Below are 16,562 nucleotides of genomic sequence, written 5' to 3'. Positions count from 1 at the left end.
ATGCGCGCCTCCATCGAGGTCGCCGACATCTTCCGTGCCGCAGGTCCTGCGTACCGGGCTGCCCGCGCCGGGCATCTGAGCCTCGACCAGCTCAAGGTCATGTCGGCCATCGAACATTGCCGCACCGCCGTCATGGGCGGGCACGTCGAAGCCTGTACCGACTGCGGGCACTGGCGGGTTGCCTATAACTCCTGCCGCAACCGGCACTGCCCGCGATGCCAGGGCGCGGCCGCGCGGACGTGGCTTGCCGAGCGCGAAGCCGACCTGCTGCCGGTCGGCTATTTCCACGTCGTCTTCACGCTGCCGGCCGAGGTCGCCGACATTGCGCTCCAGAACAAGGCGGCGGTCTATGGGCTGCTGTTCCAGGCGGCGTCCGGGACGATGACGACCATCGCTGCGGACCCGAAGCATCTGGGTGCCCGTATCGGCATCACCGCGGTGCTCCATACGTGGGGCTCGGCGATGACCCATCATCCGCACATCCACATGATTGTGCCGGGTGGCGGGCTGTCGCCGGACGGCAGCCGCTGGGTGTCGTCACGCCCGGCGTTTCTGCTGCCGGTGCGCGTGCTGGGAAAGCTCTTCCGCCGCCTGTTCCTGACCCGGCTGATGGCCCTGCACGACGCCGGGCGGCTCGCCTTCCATGGCAGCCTCGCGCACCTCGCCGACCGGCGGGCGTTCCTGCGCCACATGGCACCGGTCCGGAAGAAGCGCTGGGTGGTCTACGCCAAACCGCCGTTTGCCGGACCGGAGACGGTGCTCGCCTATCTGTCGCGCTACACCCACCGCGTTGCGATCTCGAACAGTCGGCTGCTGCGCTTAGACGAGACCGGCGTCACCTTCCGCTACAAGGATTACCGCCGGGGTGGTGCTGAACGACAGCAGGTCATGACGCTGGCCGCCGAGGAGTTCATCCGTCGGTTCCTGCTCCACGTCCTGCCCAAGGGCTTCCACCGCATCCGCCACTACGGCCTGCTCGCCGGCGCCACCCGCAAGGCGCATCTCGAACGTGCCCGCGAGCTGCTTGGGGTTGTGCAGCCTGTCGCGCCCGATGCTCCGGTCGAACCGGACGACATCCGACCGCCATGCCCGTGTTGCGGCGGGCGTATGGTCGTCGTCGAAACCTTCGAGCGCCAATGCCAGCCCCGCGCTCCGCCGGCCCATGCTCTTCTATCCGGGATGCAGGCGTCGTGACCCGGCACGGCCCGAGAGCAACATACCCCGCAGCGCCGGTGCTCGCGGAGACGGTGCCATCCGCGCCGACCGCCGCCAGAGCGCTGGCCACGTCGACTGTTACCGGGCTGTCCCCGCCGGTGAACCCATCCTGCCCACCCGATTCCGGACGGTCCGCCTTCAGGGGCGCGTCCACATATGCCGTGTTGCTGCGCACCCCAGCAGGCCGAAAACCGAAAACCCTATAGCGCACCGCCTGCGGCCCGCGGGTTCGGGCTTCCAAGACTTTCGTACGCCTGCCGGCATCCGAAACTCTTCAGGATTACGGCATGGCCGCTCTTGGGTGGTAAGGTAGCATAAGCGGCCGTTCGTTCAGGCGCCGCCGGCCGGCAGCTACGCGTCCGACAATGGTCGTTCGGCCTTCCTATGCGCAAACTTAGAAGCTGCCGTTCCTTTTGCTACGTTTGAATATGTTTGCCTGCGGCTGTCTGAGGGCGACACTTGTCCTCGGCAGGGGTAGAATGGGCCGGTCTAGAGGCAGGAGAGCCGACATTGGCTGACATCGACGATCTCCCGGTCGTTCATCAAGTAGCGTTGCGCTGGTTTGAAAATCACACCGGCCAAGAGTTGAGCTGGCCCAAACCCCTAGACAACCTGTTTTTGCTTAACAAAGCAAAAGGTATTCACAAACCGGCTGGCTGGGAGCACGCCCTCAGTGTCCGACAGGCCCTCGACGGCCCATACGCAGATCGCGAGATCATCGATTTTGGCGAGGGAGTTTGGACATACGATTATTATCAAGAGGGCGCGGAGCCTAGCGCGCGCGATCAAGATTTCACCAATCGCGCACTCATGCGAAACCTTCGCGACGGGGTTCCGGTCGGCGTCGTAAAGCAGATTAAAGGCAAGCCCGCCCCACGATATCGTGTGCTCGGCTTGGCAATTGTCGAAGGCTGGGAGGCCGGGTATTTTCGGCTGAGAAGCTATCGTTCGGGGAGCGATAGGTCCGTTAGCCCTGATCCGTTGGCGCCGCCACTTAGCTTAAAAGACGCTCGCACACGTATAGAGAAGGCGATCGTAGTCAGGCAGGGATCTGGGGCATTTCGAGAAGCGATCCTAGGGGCCTTTGGTGGCCGATGCGCGATCAGTGATTACGACGTCGAGGAAGGTCTCGAGGCGGCGCATATTGTCCCCTATCGTGGCGTACATACCAACGAGATCACAAATGGCCTGCTACTTCGCGCGGACCTACACACCTTATTCGATCGAGGTTTATTAATGATCGACCCGATCGCCCTACGTGTACAAATCGCTCACAAGCTTCTTAGTAGTTCAGTTGGCGTAATAAATGGGCAGGCACTTAGATTGCCTGAGCAGCCTCATAGGTGGCGAGAAGCGTTGTCCCTTCGTCATAAGCTCATTCTATTGCAAGATTTCTAATCGTGCCGTGCGCTTAACGTAGTGAAATGGCTGTTGGATTGGTCGGAAAATTTCTAAAGCCGCTTGTTGTTCAATCGACGCTGACGAACACCGGGCAGGAGCATTCCAACTCGCAATTATATCGACTTTGAACTGGCTCAACGGCCAGGTCATCCAAATTGTTGATTTCAGTTGCCCCCCGTGCCGGATCCGCTAGCCTGGCAACAGACGGGGGTTGGATTGTCGAAGAAGCAGGGGATCGCGGGAAAGTTGGCGGGCCTGGCGCCGTCCCATCTCGCAGCGCGGTGCGATGCGTGCGGATGCTTGTCATGATGGGCCTGTTCGACAGGCTGAGGGCACTGCTCGGTCGACTGTTCCCGAGAAGGCGCAAGCCAATGTCAGATCCGGGCGGAGAAGCTGTCACGGACGGCATTGGTCCGGCCGCTCCCAGTTTTAAATCATCGTATGCCGGGGGAGAGGTGGGCCCACTTGCTTTCGATGAAGCTCCGCTATGCCGCGCGGATTATGTCGTCGCCATAGACGGACCGCACTTCGACCCCGGCGACCACCACGTTGAGAGAAAGCGTCTAGGCGTTGTCTGGCCGCTCGATAGCGACGAGGCCGAGCATCTGGGCGGCGAAGTCTTGGGAGTGGCGATCGACCACGAGCCTCACGCCCAGGCCTCGCAGGCAGCCGCTCGAGATTATACCGTCGCGCTGCGGGCTGAGCCAGAATTCGCGCGCATCCAGCCTGTCGAGGTCGGACACACCGATGGCAACGCTTCTGCAAACGCCGGTGACGAGTTGGAGCCTGCGGAAGTGCCGCTCAGTGCGAAGGCGTCCGATTCCGAAAATGGGCAGGACGAAGCGTCGGTCGCGACCGACTCACAACATAATGCTTTGCCGGCTGCGTCAGGGTCAGATGGACTTGAAGTTGGCGCACACGAAGCTGACCGGGAGGAGCATTGCGATCCCGCAGGTTCGCTCCAGGACCAGACCGCTTCCGCGGCAATGGCAACTCAAGCGGATGAAGTGCATGCCGGTGAGCAGGTCCTGTCCCCGCGACCCATCAATGACTATACCGATGCCGTGCTCGTCGTGGCAGCCGGCGAAGTCGGCAATCCGCCGCCGCCCGCACCGTGGGGAGAACCGATCGGCCAATTGCCCAACGGGCTATCCGTGGACGAAACGGTAGCTATCACCAAGGGGGCTGGCGGTCACGGAGACCTCATTGAGCCGCACGAGAGCCCGCACGCGGCCGATGATCAAACCATGGATGAGGCGGACTGGCCTAGGAATGCCTCCGACTTTCAGGAAACCTCTGATGTAGCTGAAAACGAGGCCGAGGCGCAGGTTGAACGATATCCGCCCGTCGAGGATCCGGGGATCCCCCCTTACTCAGAAGTGCATGCTATCGATGCGGAGCCGCAGGGGTTGCCCGCGACAGCGGGTGAGGCGGTCCAGGTTGGTGCGGATCCGCAGGCTCGGGCCGCTCCGAAGGTCAAGCGAAAGCCCGGCGAGTATCGGCCTAGGCTCAGCCGCGCCCGAACGCACCGGGCTCGAGTGGCGGCTGCTTTCCAAGACACCGGCGTCCAGCATCTCGAGGCGGCGCTCCAGCTCTTGATTGGCCCCGGCGACTGGGGCGTCGAACTCTGGGCTCTGCTGCGGATGCCGGGCGGCACCCATGACGAGGTCGCGGTCGAGCTGAACGGCGAGGCGTTCTGGCTCGGCCGGCTGGACGAGAAGCTGCTTGAGCCGCTCCCTTTAACAGACGCGGCAGCTGCGTTCGGCAATCCGCTTCTGGTGACCGCTGCCGGGCTACCCGTGACCTGGGCCCGCTCCTCGAGGGATCTCCACGTCTTGAGCCCGGATCCACACGCTTTCGGCTTCGTCAGCAAGCCGCGCGTGGCGATCGGTCGGGAGAGCGTCGTCATATGCCGAGAGGAACTCCGTCAGGTCGCGCTCGCGCAGATCTTCGCGACGGGCTCGCCGGAGCCAGTGCGCATCGAGGGCCCGAACGTGCCAAGTGGGTGGATATGCTGGCGAGGTGTCCGCCCGGTGCGCCCCTCGCCTCCGATCGGTGGACCAAGTATCCTAGATGCGCTCGACCCGCTTCCCGACGTCTCGATTGAGTTTTCCGGCGGCATCAAGCTCTCTAATGCAGCGTGGCTCGAAGGGTATCCGCCGACGATCCGGCTGCTCGGCTCCCTCTCGGAAGGTGATCCCGTTCTATTCGACGATGAGCCGGGGTCTCAGGATGCGGAAGGCGTCTGGACTGCGGATCGATGGGACGCTGTCGGTAAGCACCGGATCGAGCACGGTGGTCTCACGGAGAGCTACGCGATCGAGGCGGGGGAGGCCCGCTGGGATTGGTGGCCCGCGTGGAGCGAGGCAGTCCCGCTGGCCGGCGCGCTGTCGGGACCGGGCGCGGCGCACTTCTTCCAGGCGACGGCGTCCGGAACACTGATCGGCGCCCGCCCCGGCGAGATATGCACGTTCACTTCCCGGGAGGGTGGCGTGGCGATGGCGTCGCCGAGGTTCGAGCCGATCTGGATGCTTTCCGGCGGCGTCGGTATCCGGCGCGGCGGCCCGGCGATGATCGGTCCGAAGATTTCGCCTGGTGCGCCTGCCGGCTCGACTGAAGCCGTGGCCCGGTGGGCGCGCGCGATCTGCTCGTGCCGTCGCGCCGGTGCGGATGGCGGCCCGGAGCGTGAGCTCTGGAACCGGTATCTCGCCACCGCCCGATCGCTGCGAAAGCGCCGCCGATGAACGAGCTTCTATTCTGGGCATCCGCGATAGGCTCGGGTTCCGAGTCCAGCTTCAAGCGCCAGGCGACGGAACTGGTGCCGACGCGCCGAGGGGGGCCATCCGCCTTCAACCGCTCGATCTGGACTCTCAGCAGCCTTGCCCATTGCGAGTTCGGCGAGGCGGCCGGTGCAGGCTGGCGGGTTGCGCCTCCGGTCCTCGCCGCTGGCGATCCCGTCGGCGCGGTCTCCGCAATCCTGTGCGGCGCGAGGTCGGCTATGCTGCTCGGGCGGCTTCTGGAGGTGGCTGGTGACTGTGCGAACGTCGTCGGGCAGCGCGACGGCCCCGATGCCGTCCGGATCGACATGCAATCCGCCGACGACCTGATCCGAGTCTCCCGCCAGGTCGGGCTACCCATTCAGTGGAATGCGCCACTCGCCGTCATGGCCGCCTTCGTGTCCGCGCCGCTGTCGAGTTTCGACGAGACGGCGGTTCCAACCGGCGGCTGGGCGGTGCAGCGTTTCTCCAGCTCGAAGATGGCGTGGACCGGGTCCACCGTAGCGGAGGCGACGCGGGCGCGGAGAGGCCTTTTCCGCTTCAGGTCGGACTACGACACACGCCACATCTTCAAGCTGGCAGGTGTGACGCGGCACGTCCCGCCCGGTCTCGCGAAGTATTGGGCCCTGGGCAGGCGGCAGCGGGCGATGCGCCTCGATCTGTCGCGCGGCGAGGTCAGCTTCCCGATCGCGGCGCGGCCTCCGGGTCTGATCGATCGCGCGCTCGTAGTCGCGTCCGGGACGCTGCCAGTGCCCGCCGACGGGCGCCTGACATATTCGGGGATCACCGCACCGCTGGCGGCGGCCGTGTCCGCCTCGCTTCGAGCCATCGCAATGGGAGCTGACAGTTGACCAACCCGGTTTCGATCTTCGAGGGGATGCGCGACACCTATCTGCGCTACCTCGATAGCCCCTTCGATCTGCGATATGACGGTCTGGTCGCGGAGCGCCGTGGCATGCTCGATCAGGATGGTCGCCTCTACCGGCGACCGCTGATCGAGCCGGCGCCGCCCTACCGCTCCAGCGATCTGGGCTTCGCCGCTGCCGCGACCCAGATCCTTTCGGGGTCTGTTCCGCCGCAGCTGATAGCGGACATCGCCGGTTTCGTGTCTTGCGGCCTCTTCGATCCGCGCCGCGAGCTCTACGCGCACCAGCTCGCCGCGCTGGATGCGTCCATGCGGCAGCGCAAGGACGTGATCGTCACGAGCGGCACCGGCTCGGGGAAGACGGAGTGCTTCCTCCTGCCGCTAGCCGCTTCGCTCGTCGCCGAATCGGCACGCTGGGGCCAGCCTCAGGCGCTGCCGGCCGCTCACCAGTGGTGGGATGCGGCGGGCCCGGCAGGCCAGCGCTACCACCCCCGGGTTCCGCAGCGGGGGCACGAGGATCCGGTGACACGGCCGCCGGCGATGCGAGCGCTCGTGATGTATCCCCTGAATGCGCTTGCGGAGGACCAGCTTGTCCGGCTTCGGCTGGGCTTTGACGGCGCAGCGGCCAGGTCGTGGCTGGATGCGAACCGCGCGGGCAACCGGCTCTACTTCGGGCGCTACACGGGGCGGACGCCGGTGTCGGGCGATCCGTCCTCGGGGACTAAGCTGACCGAGCTGCGCAACGAGCTTCGCTCGATGGCGCGCGACGCCCAGGCGGTCGCGGGGTCCGACGCGGCCAGATTCTTCCAGAGCATGGATGGCGCGGAGATGTGGTCGCGCTGGGACATGCAGGACACGCCGCCAGACATCCTGATCACCAACTACAGCATGCTCAACATCATGCTGATGCGTGGCGTCGAGGCACCGATCTTCGATGCGACCCGCGCCTGGCTGGAGCTCGATCCGCGTAATGTCTTCCACCTCGTGGTCGACGAGCTGCACACCTACCGCGGAACGCCCGGCACCGAGGTCGCCTACCTTCTCCGCGTGCTGCTCGACCGGCTGGGCCTGCACCCCGATCATGACCAACTTCGCATTATCGCGTCTTCGGCATCGCTTCAGGATGATCAGGCGGGCCGCGAATATCTGCATGGATTTTTCGGACGGGACCGCTCGCGGTTCGAGGTCATCGGCGGCAGTCAGCGCCCACTGTCGCAGACCGCCCGAGCAACCGTCGGACTGCACGCGGCCGCGCTCTCCGCGTTCCCGGCGGCGGTGGCCAACACAGGCATTGATGCTGCCGTCGCCGATCTTGAGGCGGCCGTTGGCGCGCCCGACGGGTCTGCGCATACAACTTCGGCCCGCCTCGGCCTCGCGCTGTCGTACACCGAGGCGGCGGACGCCCTCCGTGCCGTCTGCCGCAGCGATGACGATAGCCGGCCGGAGCCGCGCCAGACCGAGGATGTCGGCGCGCGCCTCTTCCCAGGCGCCACGCCGGACGACGCATCCGCTGCCGCAGAGGGTCTGGTCACGGCGATCGCGTCGGCTGAGCTGCCGAACGGTGATCCGCTCCTGCCCGTGCGCGCACACATCATGTTCCGAAACGTGCAGGGTCTTTGGGCATGCGCCGACCCGGCCTGCAGTCGGGCGCCCCAGCGGACCGATCCTGACCTGCCGCAGGTCGGTGCGCTGCACCACCTCCCCGCGTCCGGCTGCGGATGCGGCTCCCGTGTGCTGGAGCTACTTTATTGTGAGCCCTGCGGCGAGGTGTTCCTTGGCGGATATCGCAAGGGAACCTCGAACGGGCAGCAATGGCGGCTCACGCCGGATTTCCCGGATCTCGAGCAGGTCCCTGACCGTGCGGGTGCTGAGCGCGACTACGGCAACTACGCGATCTTCTGGCCTTCGAATGGCAGGACGCCGCGGACCTCTCGATGGTCGCTGAGGCGGGTCGATCGCGAGTGGCGGAGAGCTCAGCTTGATCCAGGCTCCGGCCTGCTCACCGCCGGCGCAGCGGGCAACGGCTACGTCTACTACGTTCCGTCTCAGCACCGGCCGCCGCGCCCAGGCGCCCTGGCGGCAGCGACACCTGGGGCGTTTCCGTCCAAGTGCCCTCGATGTGACGCGGACTGGGGCGGCCGGAGCTCGGGGTCTGGCGCCGGGTCGCCGATCCGCGGCCAGCGCACCGGTTTCCAGAAGGTGGCACAGGTTCTCGCCGATGCGCTGCTGCGCGACATCGCTCCTCCGGGCCACGACGCCAACCGGAAGCTCGTGGTGTTCTCCGACAGCCGGCAGGATGCAGCCAAGCTCTCGGCCGGGATGCGCCAGTCGCACCATCTCGACGCGGTCCGCCAGGCGCTCGTCGCCGCGCTCGACGTCAGCGGTCAGGGGCCTGCGGCTTTCCAGCTACAGCTCTCCGGCGCCACGCTCACGCCCGCGCAGGCTTCGGCCGCCAGTGCATTCCAGCTGGGCTCTCCGCAGGAGGCTATGGTTCTCATGGCCGCCGCTGGCCCGATGGCGGCGCATCCGAGCCCCGCGCACCCGGGCATGACAAACGCGCAAGCGGCGGCGGCCATCGTCGCCGGGACGGCCGGACCGTTCCTCGTTTCGGCGCTGTTCGCCGACGCCGAGCTCCGGCTGCTCGCCGCGGGCATCAATCCCGGTGGCTACGGTCTCGAGAGCCTGTGGACCGATACCGCGGACCGCTCTGGCAGCTGGCGACGCCTGTTCAACTGGGGCACGGTTCCGCCATCACCGAACGCCAGCGGGCTCTCAGTTCAGCAGGTGGACCACCTGCAGAGGCTTCGGCGCACGGCATACGCCGAGATCCTGAAGGTGATCTTCGCCTCCGGCCGCCGCGGCCTTGAGTCGCTTCAGATCGGCTACGCCTCCGTTGGAGCAGGCGCTCCCGGCGACGGTGACGCGACGGTTGTCGAGGCGGCTGACGGCGTGTTGCGTCTCTTGGGAGAGCGGCGGCGCATTGACGGTGAGCCGTTCCGGGCGATCGGCACCCCCGGCGCTCCGCCGCCTGGCTTCGTGAACGACTATCTGACCGCGGTCGCGTCGGCTGCCGGCCGCCCGGTGGCGGCCCTGACCACCGACGTGGAGGCCAGGCTCACTCATGGCGGGCTCGTCGTGGATTGGCTGATCCAGCCGGACCTGCTGCGGGTCGCCCGCGCAGGCGCCAGCTCGTGGGAGTGCACGTCGTGCCGCCGTGTCCACCTTCACGCGAGCGGCACCGTCTGCACCGACTGCCAGCAGCCGCTCGGCGCACCGCAGCCCAGGGGCACTGGCGCCACCGCGGGCGACTACTACCTCTACCTCGCGGAGCAGGCTGGCGACCTCTTCCGTCTCAACTGCGAGGAGATGACTGGGCAAACCGGCAAGGCTGATGCGAGAAAGCGCCAACGCTTGTTCCAGGGCGTCTGCCTCCCTGCGCCGGAGGAAATCGAACTGGTCGACACCGTCGACCTGCTCAGCGTCACGACTACTATGGAGGCTGGTGTCGACATCGGCTCGCTTCTGGCCGTCATGATGGCGAACATGCCGCCGCTGAGATTCAACTACCAGCAGCGGGTGGGCCGCGCGGGACGGCGGGGGAGCGCGCTCTCCCTTGCACTGACCTTGTGCCGGGGCCGCAGCCACGACGATTACTATTTCCAGCGTCCTGAGCGGATCACTGCCGATCCGCCGCCCCAGCCGTATGTGGATCTTGGCGTCGAGCCGATCGCGAAGCGAGTGCTGGCGAAGGAAGTGCTGCGCGAGGCCTTCTCGGCGCTTCAGCTCTTTCCGGGTTCAAGCGGCGACAGTGTCCATGGCGAATTCGGCGAGACGGCCGCGTGGACGCAGCCGGTGCTGGCACCCGGCGCGCCGCCAGGCACAACGGTGCGCGCGCTGGTCGTGGGCTGGATCACTGCGAACGCGGCGCGGATCTCGGAGCTCTGCGATCTGCTGCTGCACGCCGCAAAGCCACAGTTACGGGCGCAGCAGCCTCAGTTGGAGGCGTGGGTCGCGACTGAACTGCTCCCAGCGATCGACGCGGCCGTCGCCAGCCCGCGTCTCGTCCAGACGCAGCTCAGCGAGCGTCTATCGAATGCGGGCGTCCTTCCGATGTTTGGGTTCCCGACGCGGACGCGCTTCCTCTATCATGACCGGCCGCGAGGCCAGTTGCCTCCCCCGGACGTCGTCGATCGGCCTCTCGATCTGGCCATCAGCCAGTTCGCGCCTGGCTCGGAGACGGTGAAGGAAGGCATGATCCACACTGCGATCGGGGTCGTCGACTACCAGATGGTCCGTGGCAGACCTGACGAGGTGCCCGATCCGCTCGGCCCTCCGATCCCCACCGGCATCTGCCGCTTTTGCCAGTCGATCGAACCGAGCCCGTCCGGCGCCGCCAATTGCGGTGTCTGCGGTGCCGGGGCCGGCGACTACCAGGTGGTGAACTTGGCCGAGCCGCGAGGCTTCCGGACGCGATACCGGACCGAGAGGGACTACGACGGCACGTTCGAGTGGACGCCGCGCGCCACCCGGCCGAAGCTGGGCCTCGCCGGCCTGCCGCTTGCCCCGCACCGAAACTTTGAGATCCACAGCGGCGAGCAGACGGTCCACGTCATCAACGACAACAACGGTCAGCTTTTCGAGTTCGAGAAGTTCTGGGGGGAGACCTGGGCGACGCGTCAGGCGCTCGACAAGATCGGGCATCCCGCAAACGGTCGGCCGCTCGATGGTCCCGATCCGCGGGCCTTGGCGGCCATTAGCCAGACCGACGTGCTGGTCGCGGGAGTGCAGCAATGGCCCGCTGGCGTCTTCGCGGATCCGCTCGACGTCGAAGGCCGGGCCGCTCTCTACTCGTTCGGTTTCCTGCTTCGCCGGGCGGCGGCTGTCAGGCTGGACGTAAGCGACGCGGAGCTGAAGGCCGGCATCCGCACCACGCGTGATGCTGCGGGCACCGTCATCGGTCAGGTCTTCCTCTCCGACACGTTGGAGAACGGCGCGGGTTACAGCACCCACCTCGGCACCCCTGCCGAGTTCGAGGCGCTGCTCGGCGATATACTGGCGCCGCGGATGCTCGGCATGTTCGAGGCGATGGTGAGGCCGGACGATCACGGCATAGCGTGCCAGACCTCGTGCCACGAATGCATGCGCGATTATGGCAACCTTGCCTATCACAGCATCCTCGACTGGCGCTTGGCGATCGACATGACGCGATTGTGCCTGGACGCCGCCGCGCCCATTGACTTCTCGCCAACCCATTGGTCCGGCTTGGCGGCTCGCGCCGCGGATCGCGTGCATGCGGCTCTGCCGCAATCCACGAGAACGACGATCGCAGGCCTCGAGGCTGTCATCGCGGGCAGCCGGGCCTACGTTATCCGGCACCCCATGTGGGACGTTCGACAGAGGACCTTGCATCCGGCTCTGTCTGCCGCCGCTGCCGCGGGATCGCAGGCTGGCCTCTCGGTCGAGTTCCGCTCAGCGTTCATGGCGATCCGAAGGCCGATAAATTGACGCTTTCTGTTGTCGCACGGCGGGCGCATCGCGCGCGGAGCGTCGCGCCCGGTTGCGCGGACCAGGGGTGAGCCATGACTGATCGTGCTGAGGAGCTAGCACTCGAGATCCACCGTGGACGCAAGAGCGGGCAGCCCGTCCGAACGATGCTGCGTGTCGATGACCGTGTCCTAGCGCGCGTTACCGACGGCATCTACCGCAGGCCCTCGTCCGCCTTCCGAGAACTCATCTCGAACGCCTACGATGCCGACGCGACCGAGGTGATACTCCAGACGGACGCGCCGCGATTCCAGCGGATCGTGGTACGTGACAACGGTCGCGGCATGTCGCCGGAGATGCTGGCCGACCTGGTCACCCATATCGGCGGCAGCTCCAAGCGGACCGCGAAGGGAAAGCGGCTCGGCACCGTCGATCCGTCCGATCCGAAGCTCTCGATCGGCGGCCGCAGGCTTATAGGAAAGATCGGAATCGGGATGTTCTCGGTCGCCCAGCTTACCCACCACTTCCAGGTCATCACGAAACGCCGCGGGGACGACTTCCGCACTTCGGCGGTCATCGTGATGAAGACGCATACCGAGGAGATGCTCGCGACGGCGACCGAGGGGGACGTTTTCGAGACGGGGACGGTGACGATCACCAGCGAGCCCGCGGCAGACGTCGACGCGCAGGGGACCGAGATCATCCTGATGGAACTGACCGACCAGGCGCGCGAGCTTTTACAGGGGATGGAGCGCTGGTCGCTGCTCGATCGCGCCGAGAGAGGCGACATTGACGGCACCCTGCCGAAGCGGCCGAGTTACCATATAGGCCGCGTGGCCGCGGACGACTTCGATGTCTTCCTGGAGGAGCCTCGGCTACCTTGGGCGCCGGCCGACAGCGCCGAGACGCGCTTCCGCAAGCTCTATGACGCCGTCCGCAACGAGGTCAGGGAGCGCAAGGCGACGCCGGTCATCGAGGATTCGCTCGACGACTATCTCGGCATGATCTGGCTGCTCAGCCTCGCGGTGCCCGTCCGATACATCGACAGGCATCCGTTCGACCTGACCGCCGATGACGGGATCGGCTTTTTCAAGCTGACCAGCCGGACAGCGGAGCAGGTCGATCTGGCCGGCGAAGAAACGATCGGTGAGAAGCTGGGGCTGACGAGCTCTCAGGATCCGCTCGGCGGGTTCCGTGTCCTGGTGGACGACGTCGAGCTGATGCGCCCGATTTCCTTCGACAGCCAGCTGCGCGGGAACAGCGACATCGGCAGGCCGCTGATGTTCTTCGGCAAGGTTGTGTCCGGCCTGGGCGCCGTGCCGTCCGACGAGGGTGGCGGAGCCCTGACGTTCGAGGCCTACCTTTACTGGAACCAGAAGATCACCCCGAAGGAGAACAACGGCGTTCTGGTGCGCGTCAACAACGCGAGCGGCGTCCTCTTCGACCCTGCGTTCTTGGGATATCAGGTGTCAGAGCTCACGCGGCTGCGGCAGCTCACGTCCGAGGTTTTCATCACCGAGGGCCTGGATGCGGCGCTGAATATCGATCGCGAGTCGTTCAATTTCAGCCACCCGCACTACCAATATCTGCAGAAGTGGGTGCACTTCGCGGTCCGTCAGACGACCAACAAGCTGAAGGGCCTTAACAAGGAGAAGCTCGAGGCCAAGCGTGCCCGTGAGGCCGACACGCGGGCGTCGCGTCTCGAAACCCTAGTAGGGCAGGTCTGGGAGGCGCGGCGGGGAGCCGACGCGGAGCCGCCGCCCACGGTGCGCCTGGCGCCGCGCGGACAGGCCCTGCTTGACGACCGCGAGCGCGGCGTCCTCGTCTTCGATTCAGACGAGATCGCCGCGAAGGCCGAAAATCGCGGTGCCGTCATCGAGGATCCTCAGCTTGAGGCGCTCGCGAAGGTCATGTCCGCCTGGGGACTGCTGGACGATCTGTCGTGGGAGGACCAGCAGTCACTGCTCGCCGACATTGCTGCCGTGTTCGGAGTGCGCGGCTGATGGAGGAGTTCAACGACGCCGATCTGGTCGGCCGCATCGCCCGGCGGCGTGTGGCGGAGGAACCGCTACAGCGCCCCTTCGAGCCGTGGCATCGGCCGCGGAAGCAATGGGTGCGCCGCTATCAGTGGCATGATTCTCTCGTCGGCATGCTGCGGGAGACGCACTTTCCAGCCGACGCGCGCATCCTGCGCTACCTGAGTCTGCCCGGTGACGATCTTCTAGACGTCCGCGTTTTGCGGGAGGCCTGCGAGGCGGCGGCGGTCGATCTTCGGTTCACCGGGCTGAACGCCGTGCCCGCCGGGTCGCCGCGGGACATTCGGATGAACATCGCCGAGAGCGAGGTCCGCGGACTGGCTGGCATCCACCAAGGCTCGGCCATCCTGCGCGAGCGTTTCGAGACGGTCGCCAACCGGGAATCGATTGCCTTCGCCGAGGTCCGCGACGGGGGTCCGTTTCACGCAGTCAACATCGACCTGTGCGACCACTTGGCGCTACGGCCACAAGGAAGAGGCAGGCACACCGCTGTCGACGCCCTCGCGGAGGTGATACAGCTGCAGCTTCGAAATGCGATGCATCCATGGCTGCTGTTCATCACCACGCGCGTCGCACCTGACCGGATTGACGCCGACAACATCGCTGCCCTGATGCAGGCGGTGACCGACAACGTCGATGCGAATGCCGGATTTGAGGGTCGGACGGCTGCATTGCTGCGCACGGAGGCGCAAGGGCTACGGACTCTGCTGGCCGACCCTGCGCGGCTTGAGCCCGAGGAGTTTACCCGTCTCTTCGCGCTAGGCTTCGGAAAATGGCTGCTCCGCTTCGTTGGCGCCGCACATCCGGAGAGGCGCCTCACGATGCTCCCGAGTTGCTTCTACGCCGTTGTTCCGGGGCGGCCGGACATGCTGTCGCTGGGCTTCCGCTGCGACGTGCGCACGGCGCCCGCGAGAGACCGGTATGAGCTTGTCGCTGACCGGGGACCGGACGCAGCCGCTGCCGAGGTCGACCAGGCGCTGGCGCTGCTCGACGTGACGGAGAGGCTGATGGACCTGGATGCCGAGCTGGCCGGCGACGAGCAGCTCATGGAGGCGGTGACGCTCGAGTCCGCCGATCTACTCAGGTCTGCGCACTACGACGTCGATGGCAACCCTGGATATCGCCGCTGGCTCGCCGAGCCGCAGACCCGCGCGGCTTGAACTGGATTCGCCCGAATCGGCAGCCGCGCTCGGTCGCGAAGCAGGCCGGATAAGACATCGTCGAGGTCCGGCCTGCGCGCCTCGCACTCCCAGATCACCGCGACATTCCAGCCGAGCCTAGTAAGTGATGCCGCCGTCGCCTGGTCCCGCTCGAAGTTGCGCCGGAACTTTTCCGTCCAGTAATCCTGCCGGGTTTTGGGCATCCGCGCATCGCGGCAGCCGCCGTGCTGGTGCTAGAAGCAGCCATGCACGAGGATGGCCGTGTGATGCTTCGGTAGCACGATGTCGGGTTTGCCGGGCAGGTCGCGGCGATGGAGCCGGAAGCGGTAGCCGAGGCGGTGGAGGGCCTTGCGGACCCGCATTTCCGGCTTCGTGTCCTTGGACTTGAAGCCCGCCATCATTCTGCGACGGGCGTCGGCGTCGAGGACGTTTTTAACCTGCTCCATGACATCGAGCTTGGGCCTGGGCCAGGCGCTTTCAAGGGTTGGAGAGACGTTCCGCCGTCCAGCCGTCACTTCGGCTAGGCGCGCGCGCGCACTTCGATCTCTGGCTGATCCTGCTGGGCCTCCCGCGCCGCATCCAGGCACGCGATCTGCGCGCGGACGGAACGGGCCACCGCGGCCGCGACAGGGGGCGGCACCGCCTCGCTGATCTGGACGATCTGCGATGAGAGGCTGCCGGTAAGCTCGTAATCCCTCGGAAAGCCTTGGAGGAGCATGGCCTCGTAGACGCTGAGGCGGCGGGTGCAGCTCGGGTGGATGTGGACCTCGCGGTGGCCGTAAGCGACCGTGAGGCTGGGCTTGTCCCAAGCGAGCGTTTTGAAGCTGCGGTTGCCGCCGTAGCCCGGCGTGAGGGCGCCCGGCGTGCTGAATTTGGCCGACTTTGGCTTCATGCACCAGTGGTTGACGTGGAAGGCGATCTGGTCCGGCGTCAGGCCGCGTTCGTAGTAGGTGGCGTCAGGAAGATGCCCTATAGCGCCGCGGACGTCGGGACGCCGGCCGTCTTCTGTCGTGATCGTGGCGGGCGGCGTCCACTTCGCGCCGCCGTAGAGATCGCGGTTGAAGCCGATGACGAACAGGCGTTCGCGGATCTGGGGGGTCGAGTAGTCGGTGGCGAGCAGCACCGCGCGGCTCAGCGAGAAGCCAGCTTCCTCGAAGGCCTTCTCATATCGTCGGAGCCGATGCGCGTGGCGCTCGCTGAGCAGGCCGGTGACGTTCTCCATTACAAAGAACTTCACCGGATTGCGTTCGTTCAGCTGCCGAAGCAATTCAGCGTAGGCAAGAGGCAGCGAGTGCCGGGGGTCGGCGTCGAGGTAGACCGTGTTCGCGCGGCTGAAGCTCTGGCAGGGTGGGCCGCCGATCACGCCCTCCGGCGCGAACTCCTCGCCATGGAGCTCGTCGAGCTTCGCGAGCGTCAGCTTTGAGACATCGCCGACGTATCCGTGCTCCGGCTTCCCCTTGCGGTTGTGATTGTATGAGGCGATGCTGTCCTTGCGCAGGTCGAACGCCAGACCGACATCGTAGTTGGTGGCTTCGAACCCGATATCGAGCCCGCCTGCCCCGCAGAAGAGGCTGAGTAGCATGCAACGCCTCCCCGGAAGTGAGGCGGAATCGTAGACGCACGG

Annotated in this window: 9 protein-coding genes; 7 read left to right on the top strand and 2 right to left on the bottom strand. The window is 66.1% G+C overall.

Going from position 1 to position 16,562, the window contains the following annotated elements:
* From AC4GY7_RS17045 to AC4GY7_RS17015, 7 genes are all read left to right on the top strand, one after another.
* On the top strand, positions 1-1,194 hold the full coding sequence (locus AC4GY7_RS17045) for an IS91 family transposase (RefSeq protein WP_491116282.1): 1,194 nt from the start codon (positions 1-3) through the stop codon (positions 1,192-1,194).
* A 531-nt stretch (positions 1,195-1,725) separates the two neighbouring features.
* Positions 1,726-2,613, top strand: coding sequence for an HNH endonuclease (locus AC4GY7_RS17040; protein ID WP_491116280.1), 888 nt, complete (start codon positions 1,726-1,728; stop codon positions 2,611-2,613).
* Between the two features lie 308 nt (positions 2,614-2,921).
* On the top strand, positions 2,922-5,360 hold the full coding sequence (locus tag AC4GY7_RS17035; RefSeq protein WP_491116278.1) for a hypothetical protein: 2,439 nt from the start codon (positions 2,922-2,924) through the stop codon (positions 5,358-5,360).
* On the top strand, positions 5,357-6,244 hold the full coding sequence (locus AC4GY7_RS17030; RefSeq protein WP_491116276.1) for a hypothetical protein: 888 nt from the start codon (positions 5,357-5,359) through the stop codon (positions 6,242-6,244). Before AC4GY7_RS17035 ends, AC4GY7_RS17030 begins: the two co-directional genes overlap by 4 nt.
* Positions 6,241-11,763, top strand: a complete 5,523-nt coding sequence (locus AC4GY7_RS17025) for a DEAD/DEAH box helicase (RefSeq protein ID WP_491116274.1) — start codon at positions 6,241-6,243, stop codon at positions 11,761-11,763. The genes AC4GY7_RS17030 and AC4GY7_RS17025 overlap by 4 nt, the downstream gene beginning before the upstream one ends.
* Positions 11,764-11,837: 74 nt before the next feature.
* Complete coding sequence (locus AC4GY7_RS17020) at positions 11,838-13,745, top strand: ATP-binding protein (RefSeq protein ID WP_491116272.1); 1,908 nt, start codon at positions 11,838-11,840, stop codon at positions 13,743-13,745.
* Entirely contained in the window at positions 13,745-14,938 is a 1,194-nt protein-coding gene (locus tag AC4GY7_RS17015) for a PP_RS20740 family protein (RefSeq protein WP_491116270.1), read from the top strand. The genes AC4GY7_RS17020 and AC4GY7_RS17015 overlap by 1 nt, the downstream gene beginning before the upstream one ends.
* Before the next feature lie 233 nt (positions 14,939-15,171).
* On the opposite strand, the gene AC4GY7_RS17010 is transcribed toward AC4GY7_RS17015, so the two are convergent.
* The gene (locus AC4GY7_RS17010; RefSeq protein WP_491116268.1) at positions 15,172-15,384 is read right to left on the bottom strand and encodes a hypothetical protein; all 213 of its coding nucleotides are present in this window, start codon (positions 15,382-15,384) and stop codon (positions 15,172-15,174) included.
* 74 nt (positions 15,385-15,458) lie between these two features.
* Positions 15,459-16,520, bottom strand: a complete 1,062-nt coding sequence (locus AC4GY7_RS17005; protein WP_491116267.1) for a DNA cytosine methyltransferase — start codon at positions 16,518-16,520, stop codon at positions 15,459-15,461.
* Positions 16,521-16,562 lie beyond the last annotated feature (42 nt).

The organism is Sphingomonas sp. SP5 (assembly GCF_058313455.1).
Note: the sequence above shows the minus strand (reverse complement) of the source record. Positions and strands in the feature narration are given on the sequence as shown.